The sequence below is a fragment of the Cohnella phaseoli genome (genome assembly GCF_003386235.1).
In the GTDB taxonomy this organism is placed as follows: domain Bacteria; phylum Bacillota; class Bacilli; order Paenibacillales; family Paenibacillaceae; genus Cohnella; species Cohnella phaseoli.
In genome coordinates this window covers 1-19926 of sequence record NZ_QRDZ01000005.1, presented here as the reverse complement: position 1 = coordinate 19926, position 19926 = coordinate 1, and the positions used below count along the sequence as shown (strand labels likewise).

At 54.0% G+C, this 19926-nt stretch carries 9 protein-coding genes; 3 read left to right on the top strand and 6 right to left on the bottom strand.

Features of this window, described 5'->3' with window-relative positions; genetic code table 11:
* Positions 1–90: 90 nt before the first annotated feature.
* Genes DFP98_RS07820 through DFP98_RS07805 form a run of 4 tightly spaced genes read right to left on the bottom strand, consistent with a single transcriptional unit; the run spans position 91 to position 10043 of the window.
* On the bottom strand, positions 91–744 hold the full coding sequence (locus DFP98_RS07820) for a response regulator (RefSeq protein ID WP_116060025.1): 654 nt from the start codon (positions 742–744) through the stop codon (positions 91–93).
* Positions 741–5846, bottom strand: coding sequence for an AAA family ATPase (locus DFP98_RS07815; RefSeq protein ID WP_116060024.1), 5106 nt, complete (start codon positions 5844–5846; stop codon positions 741–743). Before DFP98_RS07815 ends, DFP98_RS07820 begins: the two co-directional genes overlap by 4 nt.
* A 16-nt stretch (positions 5847–5862) precedes the next feature.
* Positions 5863–6558 (bottom strand): response regulator, encoded by a 696-nt coding sequence (locus tag DFP98_RS07810; RefSeq protein WP_116060023.1) that lies wholly within the window; start codon positions 6556–6558, stop codon positions 5863–5865.
* Positions 6559–6572: 14 nt separating this feature from the next.
* Positions 6573–10043, bottom strand: a complete 3471-nt coding sequence (locus DFP98_RS07805) for a histidine kinase (RefSeq protein WP_220377069.1) — start codon at positions 10041–10043, stop codon at positions 6573–6575.
* Between the two features lie 165 nt (positions 10044–10208).
* Here DFP98_RS07805 and DFP98_RS38965 point away from each other — a divergent pair, with 165 nt between their 5' ends.
* The 3 genes from DFP98_RS38965 to nspC all read left to right on the top strand — a co-directional run bounded on the left by DFP98_RS38965 (position 10209) and on the right by nspC (position 14695).
* Positions 10209–11714 (top strand): sensor domain-containing diguanylate cyclase, encoded by a 1506-nt coding sequence (locus DFP98_RS38965; RefSeq protein ID WP_220377068.1) that lies wholly within the window; start codon positions 10209–10211, stop codon positions 11712–11714.
* Positions 11715–12318: 604 nt separating this feature from the next.
* Positions 12319–13566, top strand: a complete 1248-nt coding sequence (locus tag DFP98_RS07795; RefSeq protein WP_116060021.1) for a saccharopine dehydrogenase family protein — start codon at positions 12319–12321, stop codon at positions 13564–13566.
* A 1-nt stretch (position 13567) separates the two neighbouring features.
* Complete coding sequence (nspC, locus tag DFP98_RS07790; RefSeq protein WP_116060020.1) at positions 13568–14695, top strand: carboxynorspermidine decarboxylase; 1128 nt, start codon at positions 13568–13570, stop codon at positions 14693–14695.
* 103 nt (positions 14696–14798) lie between these two features.
* On the opposite strand, the gene DFP98_RS07785 is transcribed toward nspC, so the two are convergent.
* Positions 14799–18407 (bottom strand): S-layer homology domain-containing protein, encoded by a 3609-nt coding sequence (locus tag DFP98_RS07785; protein ID WP_181917553.1) that lies wholly within the window; start codon positions 18405–18407, stop codon positions 14799–14801.
* 530 nt (positions 18408–18937) lie between these two features.
* On the bottom strand, positions 18938–19153 hold the full coding sequence (locus DFP98_RS07780) for a hypothetical protein (protein WP_220377067.1): 216 nt from the start codon (positions 19151–19153) through the stop codon (positions 18938–18940).
* Positions 19154–19926 lie beyond the last annotated feature (773 nt).

Below are 19926 nucleotides of genomic sequence, written 5' to 3'. Positions count from 1 at the left end.
ATGCGGTTGTGTGCCAACTTATAGCACAGAAGCAGGGCAGCGGCACTTCCGATGCCGCGACAGCCTCGCTACGGCTCCCGCGGCTCCCGCTTACAACAGCTTCTGCAATCTCAAGATCGCCTGGGGCCGGTCGACAACCCCCAGCTTGCTGTACATAACGCTAATATAGTTCCTGACCGTGCCTTCGGCAATATGCAGGGTCTCGGCAATCTCGCGATTATTCAATCCCCGAATGATCAGCCTGGCCAAGTCCTCTTCCCGCTCCGTCAGCTTAACCGAGCTTGCCGGCGACCGCTGCCATTGCTCGTAGTCCGCCGTAATCTGACTCATGCGAGCGGCAAGCTTGGCCGCTACAACAGCCGGGAGCACGAACTGTCCGTTCACCGTATCGCGGATGGAGGAAATCATTTTGTCTCCGACCATATCCTTCAACAAATACCCGTTCGCCCCGTTCGCCAAACCTTCAACGATATAATCCGTATCGATGAAGGTAGTCAGAATCAATATTCGCGTGTCCGGGCAGCTCTGTTGAATTCGCTTCAATGCGGATATCCCGTCCATCACCGGCATTTGAATGTCAAGCAGCACGAGCGTCGGTCGATGCTCTTCCGCCTGTCGACAAGCTTCCTCGCCGTTTTTGGCCAGGCCCACGACTTCCATATCCTCTTCCAAATTCAGTATCGTTCGCAGACCTTCCCGCGTCAGCACCTGATCGTCGGCGATTACCAGCGTAATCTTCGTCATGCCATCTCCTCCTTCCGCCGTCTCGGGAACGGCAAATCGATGCTTAACAGACAACCCGCAGCAGCACGAGCTTCGATCGTCAGGCTGCCGCCCAATTGCTCTGCGCGATCCTTCATCGCTTTGAGCCCGAACCCCATTCGGATCGATGAAGAGCCTTTGCCGTAATCCTGCAATCGAAATCGTACAAAACCCGGCACATCCGACAGTTGAAAATGAAACTCCGCACTTTCGCCATGCCGAATACCGTTCGTCAGTCCTTCCTGCAAGGCGTAATAAATCATTTTGCGATGGCTGGTCGGAAGGTCGGGCATTTCGGAGATATCCGCCTCGATTGCCACGCCCGTATTTCGCTGCGTATCCAGAATCAATTGGCGTAACAACGAGTCGAGGTCTGCATACTTATCTTCCCTCAGCATATGGACGGAGCCGCGAATTTCGTTCAGGCTGTGCCGTACAAGCTCCTGCGCTTCCAGCAGCCGATGCGCCGCCTCCTCCGCATCCTTGGACATCAACCGTCTGCCCGCTTCGATCTGAATGATCGTCGAAGTGAGGGTATGCCCGACAATATCGTGAATTTCCTGGGCGATTCGGTTCCGCTCCTCATAGACCGATACCTCGGCCAGCGCGGCGGAAGTCTCCAGCATCGAGCGCTCCAAGCTCCTCGTTCTTTCCTCGACCTGATGCTCCAGATTGCTGCTCAACTCTTGGACATCCGCGAACAGCTTCGCGTTGGCGATCGAAATCGCGCATTGGGACCCGAACAGCTTCAACACGTCCAGCCTATCCGGAGTAAACACATTAGGCGTCAGTTTATTTTCCATGTAGAGGAGTCCGATCCGTTTGTTCTGATAGAGCAGTGGAAGACAGAGCACCGACTTTAGCCCTTTGTCCCGGACATAAGGATCGCGCGTGAACACCCCCGCCTCCGCAGCATTGCCGAGAACAACGACTTCATGGGTCCTCGCCGCGTACCCGACGATCGAGGCCGGAACCCAATCGATCGCTTCCTCCAACGGGAGAGACTCGATCCTTAGTTCCTCGGAGGTTCCGCGAATCTCGACGTCCCATCTTCCCTCGCTCTCGAATAGCAGCGCTCCGTATTCCGCCCCCGAATTGTGCAGCATAATCCGCATCAAAGCGTCGAGCAGCCGACTCATATCCATCTCTCCGGACAATGCCTGCGCGGAACGGGCTACGGACAAATAATCGATGCGCTCCAGCCCGTTTTCCAGCTTGGCGTTGAGGAGATAACCGTATTCCCGCTCCATGGCTGCCGCCTTCGCCGTCGCTCCCCACTGCAAATAGGCTTCGTACGCTTCCATCAAATAAACTTTTGCCATTTGCAATTTTCCTTGGCGGAGCCCGTGCTTCCCGCAGCTTTCCGCGGCCATCGCCAGGTCGTGAATATGTCCGTGCTTTCTGGCGCAATCGATCGATTGCGCGAACAATTCCTCAGCCTTGCGATCCTTCCCTTGCAGCTTGGCGATCTCGGCTTTGACGAACAGAAACTTATGCTGATACCCTTCCGGACACCGCCTGGCTATTTTTTCGAGAACGTTGCGACGCTTGCGCAGTTTCGGCCAGATCGCGCTTTTCTCCTCAGCGGGCATCTCCTCATAGAGCCGCGCCCACACGAGAACTTCATAAACGCATAACAGATAGTTTTCGGAATTGTCTTTTCGAGCTCCGGGAAGCGCGGATATTCTTCTCAAAGCTTCGTTCGCTTCGCGGTAACGGCCGAAAATATAACCCAGAATAAAACTAGAAATATACACGAGCCGTTCGATGAGCCTCAGCTCGTCGCCGCGTACCGAACGAAAAAACGACTCCGAGCGTATCTCTTCGGGCGCAAACGGATCATTCGCGTCACGTTGACCGGATAGCTCAGTCAGCATGAATACAAGCAGCGTCCCCTGCTTCCACAGCAGCTCGTTGCGATGACGTCGAAACTCTCCGGAATGAGCGATCATGCGCTCGTAGATCTTCCGAAGCGGCGCGCCGAAGTGGAACTGAGTGCTGCAGCTGATGATAACGCTTTGGTTGCCCTGCCACAGATCGCCGGATTCCAGGCCGACCCTTCCGGCATGCTCGCTGAATCTGTCCAGCATCTCCGGCTTGTATTTTCGCCAGCTATCGTAGCAAAGCGAGAACGCCGTAATCGTCTTGACATGGAGCAGCGGATACGGTTTGGACCATTCATAAGCCAGCATCCCCCAGCGGAAACATTCTTCCAGCCGGTTAAAAGAGTAATGGTACATGGAGTAGCCGATAAAACCGATAGAAGCTTCCGGGGTCTGCCCGCGCTCAAGCGTCAGCTCGATGATCTCGAACGTGGCCGCCAGCCAGCATTTCTTATCCGTGAAAAACAGCCCATTGGTTATGTTCGTCAAAACCGATATCGCGATGTGTCCGGCTTCGTCCTTCATCTCGGGAAGCTCCGTCAACGTCTCGATCCGATGCTTGCGAAGCTTTCGGCTCAACCGTATCGACTGACGAACAAGCCGCAGCGTGCTCGGCGCCTCCGGCAGGCGGACGCCAAGCAGCGCCAACGCAGAGCGTCCGTACGAGATCACCTCTGTATAACTATCCTGACTGGCAGCCAGCTGCATCATCAGATTGTAGATGCGAGCCTTGTCCAAGTGAGTCTTTGCCTTTGCGATTAACAATTGGAACAGTTGTTCCGCGTCTTGATAATGAAGACATAGAAACTCCAGCTCCGCCCATTCCCGATACAGGAGAAAAGCATGCTCGTACTCCTTATTCCAATCCACATCTTCATGCAGGCCAACTGCCCGGCGAATGTAGCCAAGCGCAGTTTCGTAAGCCGTGGAAGCTTTGGCCTTCATCGCCGCCGCCATATTCAGCTCGGCCAGCTCGCGCTTCTCCCGCAGACTCGCCAAACGATTCTCGGCCCGGTTAAGATGGTAGACCGCCTCGAACACATCCGCTTCTTCGCCGGAACGAGTGCGCTCCGCCAATTCCTTGCCGATTCTCAGGTGCAGTTCGTTCCGCAGCTCTTCGGTTGCCATATCGTATGCGGCCTGACGGACCCGGTCGTGCTCGAACGCATACTGTCCAAGCTCCCGGTTTACCGATTGCAGCAGCCCTTCGCGAACGGCGTTATCCAGCACGCCAAGCAGTCCGTTCTTCGTCAGTCGGGTGAGCGGAAGCAGCCTTCCAAGCGTGAACGGACTCCCGAGAAAAGCGGCGCAGCACAGCGCCTGCGCGGTCGACTCCGGCAAATGGTTCAGCTTCTCTGAAATATAGGTTGCCGCGTTGTCGGCCACGCTTGTCTCGGCGATGCTCTGTACACTCCAGGTCCAGCTTTCTTCCATTTCGTCAAACACTATGCGGCCGCCATCAAATAAATCCTGCAGAAATTGCTTAAGAAACAGCGGATTCCCATCCGTCTTCTGCAACAGCAAGGAGACGAGCTCTCCCCGATCTCCCTCGCGTTCGAACATCGCATCGCCGAGCAGCCGATCCACGTCAGCAGCGGTAAGCTCGTGCAGCCGAATATGCGTGAACATCGGTTCGAGTCCCTCGAACCGTCCCTCCATCCGCCCAATTGCTTGAAGCGTCTCCAGCTCGTCGTCCCGATACGCTGCTACGACGAGCGTATGTCTCGTCTCGCGATCTTCCAGCAAGTATTCCAGATACTGAAGCGAAGCTTCATCGGCCCATTGCAGATCGTCCAGAAACAAAATCAAAGGCCGTTCGGGAAGGGCGAACAATTGAAAGAAGCGGTTCAAAATCAAGTAGAACCGGCGCTGCGATTCAAGCGGCGGAAGCGCAGCCACCGAAGGCTGCAAGCCGATCAGCAGCTCCAATTTGGGCACCCGTTCAATCAATAGTTGTCCGTAACCGTCCAACGCCTGTAAAATTCGCAGCCTCCAGACCTCGACCTCCAGCTTGCTCTCCGTCAGCAGGCGAACGATCAGATCGTCGATCGCCTGCATCCAGACATCGTATGGAGCCGACGCTCGGTTCGGATCGAACTTTCCCGTCGCAAATGCCGCTTCAATAGCCGCAGATCCGTGTAGCGTCTCCAAGACGAAGGAGGTTTTGCCGATCCCACCTCCCCCGCTAATGCCGACCCACTCCGCCGAGCCGCATGCGCAGCGGCGCAGCGCTGCCAGAAGCCGGTTCTTCTCTTCTTCTCTCCCGTATATTTGCGTTGGAACTTTAGGCCTCTGCGGGACATCTTGGGCACTCAGCAAAAAGGGTTCCACCACTCCCGAGCTCTGAAGCGACGTCAAGCATTTCTCTAAATCCGCTTTGAGTCCATAAGCGCTCTCATATCTCGAATGCGGAATTTTGTCCATGCACTTGCCGATAATATCGGACACCATCCTCGGAATATCCGGATTGACGCGATAGAGAGCCGGCGGCGCTACGGCGAGATGTTGGTAGACGATGTCCACGGCGTCCCGATGATTGAAGGGCAAGCTGCCCGACAGCCACTCGTAGAGCGTCACGCCAAGCGAATAGAAGTCGGCCCGATAGTCGGAGGCTGCCCCGGTTCTGCCGGTCCCCTCCGGAGAGAGGTAAGGCAGGAGCGCGTCCGGACGATCCGTTAACGGCGACAGCGGGCTGCGCGCCGACGAGTCCGACCACATCCGCACATCGAGGAATTTCACTTCGTCGGTGTCGGGATTCGCGATCAGATGAAAAGGAGAAATTTCGTTTAACGCAACCTTCTCTCGATGGATCAGCATCAGACTTTTGGCAGCCGATACTGCGACTCCGAGAAGCCGGCGCAAATCGGCAGTTTCTCCGCAGCAGCGGATGACTTGATCAAGCGTATCTCCCCCGATGTCTTGAAGCAGCAAAACCGGGCGTTCCCCAACGAACTCCATGCCGTAGACTTCCAGCGCCCCTCTGCCCTCCAACCTCAGAAGCAGTCCGTATTCATGTCGAAAAGCCGCTGTCTGCTTCTCATCCGGATAAGCATCGCGGGTCGTCTTCGCAATCGTCAGCAGACCGTCCTCATACCTTTGAAGCCGGTACAGGCAAATGTCCTCGTGACGGCCAAGCTTCTCCAATGTCTGATAACCCTCCAGCTCAAGCTCCCCGGATACGTCGAATGTCCGATTCCTCATAGTTTGTTCCTTTCGCCTAATCTGTCTCCCGCTGGACGATGATCGATCCCCGAAGGGAAGGAAACAGCCCTTGCAGCCTAGCGACGGCATGAGCCCGATCCATCACTTCCAGCTTGCCGTACAGCCCGCTAATATAATTGCGAACCGTTCCTTCGGCAATGCTCAGAGCCTCCGCAATCTCGCGATTGTTCAAGCCCTTCAACATCAACCGGCCGATCTCTTCCTCTCTCTCGGTCAACTTGATCGGCTTCTCCCCGGCCCTCTTCTGCCGCCCGAAATCGTCGGCCAACTGATTCATCCGGGCGGCCAGCTTGTTCGCGACGGAGGCGGGAAGCACGAATTGGCCGTCCACCGTATCCCGGATGGAGGCGATCATTTTGTCCGCGTCCATATCTTTGAGCATATAACCGCTGGCGCCTCCCGCAATCCCTTCTACGATGTAGTCCGCTTCGACGAACGTCGTCAAAATGAGAATGCGCGTATGAGGACAGCTCGCCTTAATTTTCTTCAGCGCGGTCAGCCCGTCCATCACCGGCATTTGGATATCGAGCAGCACAAGCGTCGGCTGCAGCCGTTCCGCCAGCTCGCAGGCTTCCTCTCCGTTGATGGCGACGCCGACGACCTCCATGTTTTCCTCCAGATCGAGAATGGTTTGCAGGCCTTCTCTCGTCAACATCTGATCGTCGGCAATAACGATGCTGATTTTGCTCATGTTCTCTCCCCCGTTCAATAAGGCATTTGAATTCGCAGCACGCAGCCTTGTCCCGGCGCGGATTCGATCGCAAGCGAGCCCTTCAGCTGGCGCACGCGCTCGTCCATTGTCTTCAGTCCGAAGCCTCTCTCCAATTGCTCCACGCCCATTCCGTCATCCTCCAGCTCAAATTCCAGCCAAGAGCCTCGATCTTGAAGCAGGAAGCGGAATTGGCCGCATTTGCCGTGACGGATACCGTTCGTCAAGCCTTCCTGCAGCGCGTGGTAAATCGTTTTTTTGTGAAGCGCGGTCGCGCTTGGCACGGGATCGATCGAAGCGCGGATCGTCACTCCGGCGTTGCGTTCCGTTTCCCGGATCAACCGCAGCAATGCTTCCTCCAAATCGTAGTACTTGTCTTCCTTCAGCATGTGAACGGAATTGCGAATTTCGTTCAGGCTGTGCCTGACAAGCCCCTGCGCTTCGTTAAAACGCTCTAGCGAACGATCCAGATCGCGGTTCATCAAACGTTTGCCCGCCTCGATCTGCAGGACGGTGGAGGTCAGCGTATGGCCTACGATATCGTGGATTTCTTGAGCGATCCGGTTCCTTTCGGCGTATACCTTCATTTCCGCCTGCGCTTCCGCGACGGCAAGCATCGACAGCTCCAGCTTGCGCGTTCGCTCCTCGACCTGCTCCTCCAGATGATTTTTCAAATGCTGAATTCCGGAATACAAGCTCGCGTTCGTCAGGGCGACCGCGCCTTGCGAGGCCAACAGCCGCAGCACCTCAAGGCGCTTCTCGGTAAAAACGCCGGTCGATAAATTGTTTTCCAGATAGAGCAGCCCGATCAGCCTGTTCTGATACAGAACGGGCAAGCATAGCGCGGAGCGGATTCCCGTTCTCCCCGCTTGGCCGCTTCTCTCGAACAACTCGCTGTCCGCCGCATCCTGTACGACAATCTCTTCCATAGAGCTGGCCGAGTAGGCGACAAGTGCAGCCGGAATCAACTGCCCGGCTTCCTCCAGCGGAATCGGTTCGATGCGCAGGGCATCGATCGTGCCATGAGCCTCGACGATCCAGCGACCTTCCCGATTAATGAGCAGCGCGCCGTATTCCGCTCCCGCGTTCTGCAGCATAATGTGCACGAGCACCTGCAGCAGCCGCTCCATCTCCATCTCGCTCGACAACGATCGCGCCGACAGAATGACCGACAGAGGATCGATTTGTCCCAATCCTGCCGCCATCTTTCCGCTTAGCCATTCTCCGTACTTCGCTTCCATGTCGTTCGTCTTTGCCGTCGCTCCCCAGCTTCGGAACCGGTCTCGGGCTTCGTTCAAATACACCTTCGCCAAAGCGCTTCTGCCGGTTCGAAGCCCGTATCGGGCATAGCATTCCGCGCCAATTCCCGCCTCATGACCGTACCCCGCTTGGCGCGCCAGCTCGATCGCTTGCTCGTACCAGAGCTCCGCCCGCCGCTGGCTGTCCGGCTTAAGGCTGGCGAGTTCCGCCCTGGCCAGCAAATATTTGTGCTGCTCCGTTTCCGGCCGCAATTCGGCCCGCTTAGCCAGCCTCCGTAAGCTTGCATGCATCCTGCGCGCCGTTTCCGCCCGCTCTCGCCCGTTTCCTTGGCCGCATGTTTCCTTCCACAGCAATATGGAATAGAAATCGATATCGAAAGGAAGAAGATAACCTTGCGCACGCGACGATTGGAGCGACTGCTCCGGTGCGGCAAGCTGGTACGAGGATTTTCCCAGCAAGCAATCCGTTACTAAGGAATACGAAGCGGCAAGCCGTTCGCCAACCCGATCCGTTCCGGCTGCGCGGAAGCCCTCGTCGGCATTCGGCTTTACATTCGCGCCGACATAAGGATCCTCCGAAGCGCGATAACCGGTCAGCTCCGAGATGAATCCAGCCATCTCGGCGGCCTGCCGCCAATGTCTCTCCGAGCCTTCTTGGCGAAAATAGCCGGCATGAAGAAGTAAACGCGTGTAGATGTCCCGCAACGGATGCCCCGCTTGCAGAAGCAGCCGGCAATGAATGAGCAGACAGCGGTTGGCGAGTTCCGTCCTTCGCGCAAGCAACGCCGCGCGCACAGCTTTGCCGGTCAACGCAATCCGTTCCCGAAGTCCGAAGCGTCGCCAGCCTCCTTCAGACGCCGCCAGCGATGCGGCGGCTTGCGCAAACAGTCCCGGCTCCTCGTCGGCCAAGAGCTGCATTTGCTTGCTCCATTCCTCCGCGAATGTCTCTTGATGCGGATGATCTTCATAGCGCGACATGTAGTTCGTTAAGCCAACGACAGACTCCGGCGTCCACCCATGCTCCAGCGTCAATTCCGCCAACGTCAGGGTCGAGAAGTCGCGGCTCTGCGATTCCGCATTCGAATCCACTTCGATCGCCTTAGCGAGAGCAGCCAAGTCAGCCCGAAGCTGAGGGTCCGCGGCGGCTGGAAGCTTCCTTATCGCCTCTGCGCCAAGCCGCTTTAACTTCCTTCTTACTTTTCGCTCCAGCAGTCTCAATCCGATTCGCCGCGGCACAAAGGAGTAAGAAACGCCCCAAGAATCTACGGCATGTTCCTTCGCTTCATGCCGCGCTGTCTTGTCCGCTTCGGACAAACGCTCTTCCGACGCCCGTCGCTGCGGACGATCGAGCTCGCCCAGCGGGAACGGCTGCACCTTACCCGTGACGCGAAGCTGCAGCAGACACTCCTCCAAATCCGCGCGGATCCCGGCTGCGTCGGCATACCGAGCTTCGGGCATTTTCTCCATGCACTTCTGAACGATGTCGGATACCGTTCTCGGTACCGAAGCGTTTCGACGCCATGCCGGCTCCGGGTTCGCGGCCAGATGACGGTAGACAAGATCAATCGTATCGTCCGCAGGATACGGATACGTCCCCGCAAACCATTCGTACAAAATAACGCCAAGCGAATACAAATCAGAGCGAACGTCGGGGGTGCGTCCCGTTCTCCCCGTCTGCTCAGGGGCCAGATAAGGCAGCCCCCAGTCCGATCGTCGTCCCTCCCAGAAGCTCCCTGCGGCACTGTCGATCGACGATGCATACCGGACGTCAAGCAGTCTGGCCTCCGAATCGCCAAGCAGGATCGAAGAAGGGGTGAGCACATGCAGCATCAACCCGGCCCGATGCAGTTGACTAAGACTGTCCGCCATCGATACGGCGCGCTCCAGCAGCTGCTCTAGCTTCATCGAGTCGCGGTGCGCTCGCATCGCCTGAGCCAGCGTCGTTTCTCCGTTGTCCGGCAGCAGCAGGGCGGATCGCGTTCCTTGAAGCTCGACGCCTTCCGGCTCGACGCCCCCTCTCCCCTGCAAGCCGAGCAGTCGCTCATACTCTTGGTACAGGGTCGCGGCAGCATCCGCATCCGCTGCGGAGCCGGTCAGAGCCTTAGCCAGCAAACGTCGGCCGTCCGACAATCGCTCCACGCGACAGAGCACTATCTCTCCGCCGTTTTCTATCGTTTCTAGCACCCTGTATCCGGCCAACTCGAACATCTTTTCACCCGCTTGCTCTCCATAGATTCCCGAAAATACTTGTTGAACCCGATTATACGCTATAATCGAACACAATCCGACAGCAATGGGGTAAAATAAAAACAAATACGCAGCTGCGCAAAGAAAGATTACGGTGATCCAATGAGTTTGAAGGAAGCCCTTATTTTGCTGGGGACACACGGTATTCCAATCGTCTTCTTCGTCTATATGGCCGCCGACGTATGGCTTCGCAACCAGAGAAGGACTGAGCATGTGCTGCTTAGTCTGATTTCCGTCTGCTATTTGTTGATGTTCGCGGAAGAATACGTCCGCAACCAGGTGCCGGTCGAGCATAGCCCTCTGCTGTCGTCGATGTGGCTCAGCAGCGCCGGCATCCTTATTCCCGGTATCGGACTGCATTTTCTGGTTAAGCTGACCCGTTTGGAGACGCGAATGCCTCGCTGGCTGTATCCGTACATCTTCTATTTGCCTGTACCGTTCGTCATTGCGAACATTGCAACCGAAGGGCAATGGATCTCCGCTCAGCAATTCACAGCGTCGGGAATGTGGAACCTGCCGGTTTATAATTCCGGTTACTATATCGCCATGACCGTGAGCATCGCCAACAACGTTCTGTATTTGCTTGTGCTTGCCGTCGCGAAATCGAAATCGAGCCACTCCGAGCAGCAAAAAATCTACAATCAGTTGTTCGCAGGCATCGTCATCGCGATCGTCTGGCACGTCCTGTTCGGCTATATCAATTACGGCGATCGCTTGCCGCCTTATCCGTATTTGTACAGCGGCATCGTCTGGTGCTATTTCTTGCGTCAGACGATGCGCAAGCACGACTTTCTCAACCTGTACGACAAACGCTTCGAGAAGCTGTTCAACATGCATCCGGACGTCATTCTATTGATAAGCCGCGATCGCGGCATCAAACACGCCAATCCGGGAGCCCTGCAGCTGTTCGATTCCCTTCAGCTCGATTTCGCCGCGTTCTACGGCTTGCTGGACAAGGCGCTCACCCAGCAAATTCAGGCCGGGCGAACGATCGAACGCTACGAGACGGAAATCCGGCATCGCGACAAACGGATCGTCCTGCTCGCCAGCGTCGATTACGTCCTTGCGGATAACGAATTGCATGCGCTGCTCGTCTTTCGCGACATCACGGCGCAGAAGGAATCCGAGGAGGAAATCCGTTTTCTCGCCTATCACGATCCGTTGACGCGGCTGCCGAACCGCCGGTATTTTCATGAAAAGCTGGACGAAGCGCTGCAGGAAGCGGCGGCGTGCGAAGAGTCCCTGGCTCTGCTGCTGGTCGATCTGGACCAGCTTAAACTAATAAACGACACTTTCGGCCATCTTGCCGGCGATGAGGCGCTGCGAGCAGCCGCGCATATCTTACAGGAAACTGTCGGGGGCGCGGGCTTCGCCGCGCGAATGGGCGGCGACGAATTCGTCCTGTTCGTCCGCCGGACGGCGGACAAGCCGAGCCTTGAAGAGCTTATAAAGGAACTCCAAACGCGTTTCGCCGAGTATATTTCTAAATACGGCGCGCTTCCGGCAGGCTTGAGCGTCGGGGCCGCCCGTTTTCCCGAAGACGGCAAAGACGGGCAGGCGCTGATCAACCTGGCCGATCAGGCGATGTTCGAGATGAAACGCAGTCACGCGTCGCGCGCCGCTTCGGTATAACCCTGTCTCTTCTCACATTAGCGACTTTCAGCGGCGCTTGGTAGTGAGTTCTGTCATCACTTTGTCATATGACAAGAACGCTGTCGAAAATTGTTAGGCGATTTTAATATTTTCATAGTTGATATATTCGGAGTCTGTTGTTATTATTGTATGGTATTGCGTGATTGGAAAGCTGATATTCAAAATATGCGGAGCCTTTCCAAGCAGATAATTTTTGACCACTTCCGACAAGAAGTTGAGGCCAACGGACAGCCGGGTCAAATGCCGACTGGCAACTTAAGTTGCCTTATTGATTGAGTTAAAAGCTCAAATTTTATGAGTTGGTTACTTTACAACCAGTGCATTCGCACACAACTTGTGAAACGGTCAATAAGAGTGGCATAGTGATTATTTGCTATTTAGACTCTGATTCGTTAACGATATATTTTGAATATTAAAGAGCTTCCTAACAAAAGCTATGTCCCGATTGCTGGGGACGTTTAATATTCGTATTTATATCTAAACAAGTGTGATACGCGATGATGCGTTTGGGCCACTTGTTTTTTTGTGCGTAGAAACGATCATCCGGAGCTTCAAACAAAACTCTATGTAAGGGGATTGAGACATGGGAAAAGCGTTAGTTATCGGTTGCGGCGGAGTGGCTTCGGTAGCCATCCACAAATGTGTGCAAAACAGCGAGGTTTTTGAAGAAATTTGTATCGCGAGCCGCACGAAATCCAAGTGCGACGATCTGAAAGCGAAGCTGGACGGCGGCAAAACGAAAATTACGACGGCGCAAGTAGATGCTAACAATGTGGACGAGCTGATCGCGTTGATCGAAGAGGTCAAACCGGATATCGTCATGAACCTGGCGCTGCCGTATCAAGACTTGACGATTATGGACGCTTGCCTGGCCACCAAAACCCATTACATGGATACGGCCAACTACGAGCCCGAAGACACCGCGAAGTTCGAGTACAAATGGCAGTGGGAGTACCGCGAGCGCTTCGAGAAAGCCGGCATTACGGCGCTTCTGGGCAGCGGCTTCGACCCGGGCGTAACCGGCGTATTTTCCGCTTATGCGCTTAAGCACTACTTCGACGAAATCGAATATATCGACATTCTGGATTGCAACGGCGGCGATCACGGCTATCCGTTCGCCACGAACTTCAACCCGGAGATCAACATCCGCGAAGTATCCGCCAACGGCAGATACTGGGAGAACGGCGAATGGATCGAGACGAATCCGATGGAAATCAAGCGCGTCTACAACTTCGCCGAGGTTGGCGAGAAGGACATGTACTTGCTATACCATGAAGAGCTCGAATCCCTTGCCGTCAACATGCCGGGACTGAAGCGCATCCGCTTCTTCATGACTTTCGGCCAAAGCTATCTGACTCACCTCAGAGCGCTGGAGAACGTCGGCATGACTTCGATCGAGCCGATCGAATTCGAAGGCAAGCAAATCATTCCGCTGCAATTCTTGAAGGCTGTATTGCCGGACCCGGCTTCCCTTGGACCGCGCACGGTCGGCAAGACGAACATCGGCTGTATTTTCCAGGGTAAAAAAGACGGCGTAGCTAAAACGTACTATGTGTACAACGTTTGCGACCACCAAGAGTGCTACAAGGAAGTCGGCTCCCAGGCGATCTCCTACACGACGGGCGTTCCTGCCATGATCGGAGCGGCAATGGTGCTGACCGGCAAGTGGAACAAGCCAGGCGTATACAACGTCGAGGAGTTCGATCCGGATCCGTTCATGGAAGAACTGAACAAATGGGGACTTCCGTGGGTAGAAGACTTTAACCCGGTACTGGTCGACGACGGACAAGAGTCGTCTCAAGCAGCTAAACAACCGGCGCTGGTTCGCTAAAATGCGGTTTGAACAGCTGCCTACGCCTTGTTTTGTCGTTGACGAAGCTCTGATCGAGAAGAACCTGAAAATTTTGGCCGGCGTGATGCAGCGGACGGGCGCCAAGATTATTTTAGCCCAAAAAGCGTTTTCCATGACGACGCTATATCCGCTCATCGGCGAATATTTGCTCGGTACGACCGCAAGCGGCTTGTACGAGGCCCGGCTGGGCTACGAAGAGATGGGCAAAGAAACGCACGTCTTTGCCCCCGCTTACCGGGAAGACGAGATCGATGAGATCCTCTCCATCTGCGATCACATTATTTTTAATTCTTTCTCGCAGCTGGAGAAGTTTAAAGCCAAGGCGCTGCAAGCCGGCCGCAAAGTCGGATTGCGCGTCAACCCGGAATGCTCGACGCAGGTGGGCCATGAGATTTACGATCCCTGCTCACCCGGCTCCAGGTTCGGGGCCAGGCGTGAGGATTTCCGCCCGGAGCTGCTCGACGGCGTCTCCGGCCTGCACTTCCACACGCTCTGCCAGCAAAACTCCGACGACTTGGAGACGACGCTGCGGGCGGTCGAAGAGAAGTTCGGCGAATGGCTGCCGCAGATGGAATGGATTAATTTCGGCGGCGGGCACCATATTACAAGAGACGATTACGATCTCGATACGCTGGATGCTTGCATCAAGCGTATGCAGGAGAAGTACGGTTTGGAGGTCTATCTGGAGCCGGGCGAAGCGGTTGCGCTTAACGCAGGCTACATGGTCGCATCCGTGCTGGACTTCCATAAGAACGGCATCGACATCGCCATTCTTGATACCTCTGCAACGTGCCATATGCCGGATGTGCTGGAAATGCCGTATCGCCCTCCTCTTCTGGGTTCCGGCGAGTCCGGAGAGAAACCTTTTACGTATCGCTTGGCGGGACAGACCTGCTTAACCGGAGACGTTATCGGCGACTATTCGTTCGATCAGCCTTTACAGGTCGGCGACCGGCTCGTATTCGGGGATATGGCGATCTACTCCATGGTCAAGACCAATACGTTTAACGGTATGCCGCTGCCGACCCTTGCCGTGCAGGACAAAGACGGCGACTGTCGCATCGTGCGCCAGTTCGGCTATGAGGATTTTAAGATGCGGTTGGCTTAATTATGCGAATTTTTCATTCTTGAATCGACCCATTTCGCTCATTACGTACAAGTAAACAGGCCGCCCATTGAGCGGCCTGTTCTCTATTGTATCTGGATATACGTTACTTCCCCGTTTGAACCAGCATCTTCAACAGAACGGTGACTGCTTCCGCTCTCGTTGCCGTAGCGCTTGAGTCGAATTTGTTGCCGTTCTTGCCTTGCATAATACCCGCTTCGGTAAGAGCCCCGATCGCTCCCTTCGCCCAGTTCGGAAGTTTCGCCGCATCGCTGAAGCCGTTAGTTGCCTCAACACTGCCGCTCAACTTCAACGCATTGGCCACGATCGAAGCCATCTCAGCGCGAGTCAGATTTGAGTTCGGACGGAACGTGCCGTCCGAGAAGCCCTTAATGATATTCGCTTGCACTGCTTGCGCAATCGCTTCTCGCGCCCATCCGCCGATCTTCGCATTGTCCGCGAAGCCAAGCTCAGCCCCCTTGCCCGCAGGCTTGAGCGCATTCATGAGCATAACCGCGAATTCCGCTCGAGTGACGGTTGCGTTCGGTTTGAACGTCCCGTCCGAGTAGCCTTTTACGATCCCTTGCTTCACGGCATCCTTGATGCTCGCTTCGGCCCAATGGCCGGAGATGTCGCTTAGCTTGACTGGCTCAGTCTCCTCGGTCGTTTCGGGCGTCGACGGCTCCGCTACCGGAAGTCCCGTCTTCTCGTCCACGACAAGTACCGCAAATTTCGTAAAATGATTGACTTCCGCGTTGATTCGGTCGCCCTTGATCTTGCCGCCTTCGACCTTCACCCAAACCTTCTTCGTTTCGTCGAAGTAGAAGATTGCGACAGTTTGTCCGCTCTTCACCTTCGCCGCATCGAACTTCAACGTCAGCATAACCGGTCTGCTGAAGTTTGCCGGAAAGTTCTTGAGCACTTCATACACCGCGCTGGCGAGTATCTCTTTGTTCCCGAGCAGCCCTTGCGCGCTGCTCAGCTTCTTGATCGTCAACTCCAGTTGTTTGTCGGAAGCGTTCGCCGGAATTACGATTTCAATATCCCCATCCAGGCTCACTTCGCCTGCTCTACCTGCCGGAATCACGATTTTTCCGTTCTTAGAGGTAATGGTGCTGCTTCCGCCTCCTCCGCCCCCGCTCGGAGTCGCTGGCGCGTTTGCTCTTGTGACCGTCACGTTGTACGTTTTGCCGTTTCCGTTCTTATCGTACGCAATCAGTTCAATCCGCGTGCTGCCTACTTGAAGCGCAATCGGAGCGCTGGTTTCCCCGCTTGTCAATTGCAGCGGCCCAACAATTAAGTTTGCGCCGTTGTACGCGCTCACCGAGTAGCTTCCATAAACCGAATCGACGACGGTTGCCGTCACTGTCGTGCTGGACAAAGAATACGGGACGTTCGCCGTGTACGAATACACGCTTCCGCTAACGGTTTGGTCTAACGTCATGCCGCTTAACGTTAATCCGCTTATGCTTGCGTCGGAACCAAGCGTTATAAATGTGACCTCCGGTCCGTAGACGACTTTACCTTCGCTGATCGCATAGGCCCGTACATAGTAAGCCGTATTGGCTTGAAGCCCAGCAAGATCGATTGAATACTCTCCCGTTCCGGACGTCCCGGCTTTCACTTTACGATCTTTGATCGTCGGAATGGCAGTCGAGGCATATACGATTCCCCGTTCCGCGATTGTTGCGTTGCCACTAAGAGTCACGCTGCCGCCCGCGGTCGCCGTCATCGAGGCGATCGATTTAACTTCGTCAGTATGAACCGTAATTGCCGGTTGAGCTCCATAAACCTTAAACTTGGACGTATTCGACATCGTAAATTTGTCGGATTCGGTGAAAGCTATGACTTTCCAATAATATACTCTGCCTTCCTCCAATCCGCTTAGAGGATAAGTAGTATCCGTGATCATTTCATCATCCAGTTCAATTAACGAATCGCTTGAAAACTCGAGATCCGTAGAAAGCAAAACCATGTAACCAGCCGCATTGCTAACGGCATCCCATTGCAAAGCTACATCGCTTGTTGCGACCGCCCCATCTGCAGGACTTACTAGCGTCGGCTTATTCGGGAATCCATCCGGAATCAACAAGATCGGTTCATACTGCGCATTCCGGATGAGTTCATAATTGCCTGATCCGTCCGGAATAAACCGGATCGCTTGTTTCTCTTTCAGGCTCTTCTCCCCAGACGAGTAGGTGACAAATCCGGTATTGCCTTCTATGCCGATCCACGTACCGGCGCCGAAAGCATAAGCACCGTTGTCCAATGCAATCAGCTGAGGATACTGAAATTGGACGACATTCGTCGTTTCGTACAAAATCACTTGGTAGGTTCCAACTATGGTGTTATTAATAGACATATTCGTAAATTGAATCACGAGCTTGCGATAAGGCGCCGTTCCAACTGTCTTATAGACGACCTTGCCGAATGAACCAAGCTCGGGAAAGTTGGAGACCATGTAGCCGTTATCCCCCAGATACAATTCGTCTCCGTATTCGCTCGCATAAACCTCTACAATCTCTTCACCGTAGAAATTAAATTTGGAATCCGGTCCGAACCCGATCGGAATCGCATCGAAGTCACCTGACTGATTCAGCGCAAGCTCTGTCCCCTGTTCCAACACTTCTTGCGGTTGATTCAATGGCTCATGGCTGTCGTCTATAACCGTAGCAAAAGTATAAGTATTGGAGAGCGTATAGCCGGTATCGTTCTCGCAGATAATTTTCCAATAATATTGTTGGCCTTCCCGCAGCCCAGTGACTTCATAGGAAGGCTGCTGAATCCCGTGTTGAACGACCGAACCGTTAATAAATTCCGGATCCGTGGCAATCAGCAGACTATAGGAGGTTGCCCCGTCCCCTGCGCTCCATTGGAAGGTTTCCTTCGATATCGCATAAGAACCGTCTGTCGGGCTTACCGGCGCCGCAGTTCCCGGAAACAAATCCGTAATCAAAATAATCGGTTCATAGACGACGTTCGCATCATATGCGGCAAAAGCTGTTCCTTCCAGGTTAGTCGCCATCGTATAATCATCCGATCCGTTAGGCGTAAAACGAATCGCTTGCTTTTCCGCCAGGCTCTTCTCGTAGTCGGCATATTCAACACTGGCAGATGGACCTTTTATTCCGATCCATGCATCGGAACCAAATGCTTCCTCGGCGTGAGTTAATCCTATAAGATTCGGATATTGAAATTGAATCGAATGATCCGATTCATTGAGTATAACTTGGAAGGTGCCAAGAGGTGTTGAACTGAATCTCTGGCCGTATGTCATCATATTCGTATATTGGATCACGAATTTTCGATTATGCACTTCTCCAATCGTCGTATATAAAACCTTGCTCTTGGTCGTCACATATAAATCGTCGTCAAAAGGAGCGATATTCGTATAGTTTGGCGAATCGAATTTGATGCTACCGTTCGGCGAAACATAAATTTTATTATAGGTCGTTCCAAAGTAGGTAAACGAGAACGGCAGATCGATCCCATCGGAATCTTGATCGTCGGCAAAATCGACCTTGATTCCATCGTAGTCCCGGAAAATCGCCTCCGTCCCGCCAATCAACGTCTCCACCGGCTGATTCATCGGCGTCAAAGAAGGGCCGCTTGCGGCCGAAGACTTAATCGGGTGAAGTCCCGTTACCCAGCCTGTCATTAAAGCAAATGACAGAAACAGCAGTAAGCTTTTTCTCGCCTTGTTTTTCTCCCTCATTAAAATGTCTCCTTTAGGTCTATAATTCATTAGGTACCTTAGCCATTTTAATGAATTCTCCTATCGAGAAATAGTGAGCGTTGTCATCACTTCTGTCATATGACAAATCCATAAGATTTGGAAATCGCCGCCCGTTTACACTTCTTACACTTTGTAATGATAACGTAATATTTCTTTCATCTCCCCTTCATGTTCTGCGGTTAAGATAAATACATGACCCCCCTTTGAAATATAAAACTTGAGGCTTGCGGCCCGTTGCCGCAAGCCTCCTTTTTTTATAGCCGATGAACGTTCCCGTAAACCCCTATCGATGAAGCTGGTATGGCCAGCTTTCTGAAGCGCCAGCTCCGGACGTCATGGCAATGCCCTTAAGCTTTGGGCCGCGCCCGGCACGCTAACACTAAAGCTAAGCAACCCCTCGCTCCGTATAAACGATGTATTCCGTAGCCGGATCATGGGATGCGCCGTTGCCGATGTTCAAGTTCAGAATGACGTACCCGGACATGCCGGACGACATCTGCAATTCCTCCTCAAGCTCTTCGCCGACACTCTCGCATCAGGTAGTGCATATCCTGTCCGTTATTGACCATGTAATGCACGTACACGTAAGTGGATGAAACGTTGGACACTAACGTCATTTTCGCGATGCTCGCGTTGGTATAGGTAACAGATTCGCTATAATCGGAGGTCGTATCGGCCGACACCGGAATGATAGCGCTCGCAAGTAAAACAAAAGAGGTAAGCATTACTTGGAATACCTTCATGCCCCTGCGTTTGGTTATCGCGCCTCTTTTCCCCGGCGGCGGTGAGCCGCGCCTGTTTCTGCTCTAACACTACCACTGGCGAATCGGGGGAGTATACCGTGTTTTTTTTGATCGCGGTTTCTTTTTTTGGGAGTTGGGAGACGACCGTTCGAACCGGAAGAAATTTGGATTTTGGCGAAAAAGAGGCCAGAGATAAAAGAGGAAATGATTTCTCAACCAGCGAGACAGCTTACTGGACGATCGAAGAGGTATTACGGAGCTTTCGGAGTGTTGGAATCGACGTTGCTGCGGAGGAGTTTGAGGCGCGCGAAGGCACTTTCTTGGCCTCCACTCCACGGCTGGGATGGTGCGGAGGCACTTTCTTGGCCTTCGCTACATGGTCGGGAGGGCGCGAAGGCACTTTCTTGGCCTTCGCTACACGGCCGGGATGGTGCGGAGGCACTTTCTTGGCCTTCGCTACATGGTCGGGAGGGCGTGGAGGCACTTTCTTGGCCTCCACTCCACGGCTGGGATAGTGCGGAGGCACTTTCTTACACTAGTCATGCATCAAACCTGACATAATAGTCGAAGGGTGAGGCCTAATCCAATATTGTGATTTGGTTTCATATTTTCCCATTTGATTTTCTTCCCAGTAAGCCAAAAAATCAGAGCAGGAACAGAAGACGCGATTTTCCACAAAATTGGATATTCATTTATCTTTGCCTAACGTAGTATGACGCGCTGATTCTCCTCGACAAGCTTGACTCTATCCGTCT

Coding starts and splice junctions, on each gene's coding strand:
- DFP98_RS07780 (WP_220377067.1), bottom strand. CDS start 19,153: ATGCTTACCTCTTTTGTTTTACTTGCGAGCGCTATCATTCCGGTGTCG.
- DFP98_RS07815 (WP_116060024.1), bottom strand. CDS start 5,846: ATGAGGAATCGGACATTCGACGTATCCGGGGAGCTTGAGCTGGAGGGT.
- nspC (WP_116060020.1), top strand. CDS start 13,568: ATGCGGTTTGAACAGCTGCCTACGCCTTGTTTTGTCGTTGACGAAGCT.
- DFP98_RS07805 (WP_220377069.1), bottom strand. CDS start 10,043: ATGTTCGAGTTGGCCGGATACAGGGTGCTAGAAACGATAGAAAACGGC.
- DFP98_RS07795 (WP_116060021.1), top strand. CDS start 12,319: ATGGGAAAAGCGTTAGTTATCGGTTGCGGCGGAGTGGCTTCGGTAGCC.
- DFP98_RS07785 (WP_181917553.1), bottom strand. CDS start 18,407: ATGAGGGAGAAAAACAAGGCGAGAAAAAGCTTACTGCTGTTTCTGTCA.
- DFP98_RS07810 (WP_116060023.1), bottom strand. CDS start 6,558: ATGAGCAAAATCAGCATCGTTATTGCCGACGATCAGATGTTGACGAGA.
- DFP98_RS07820 (WP_116060025.1), bottom strand. CDS start 744: ATGACGAAGATTACGCTGGTAATCGCCGACGATCAGGTGCTGACGCGG.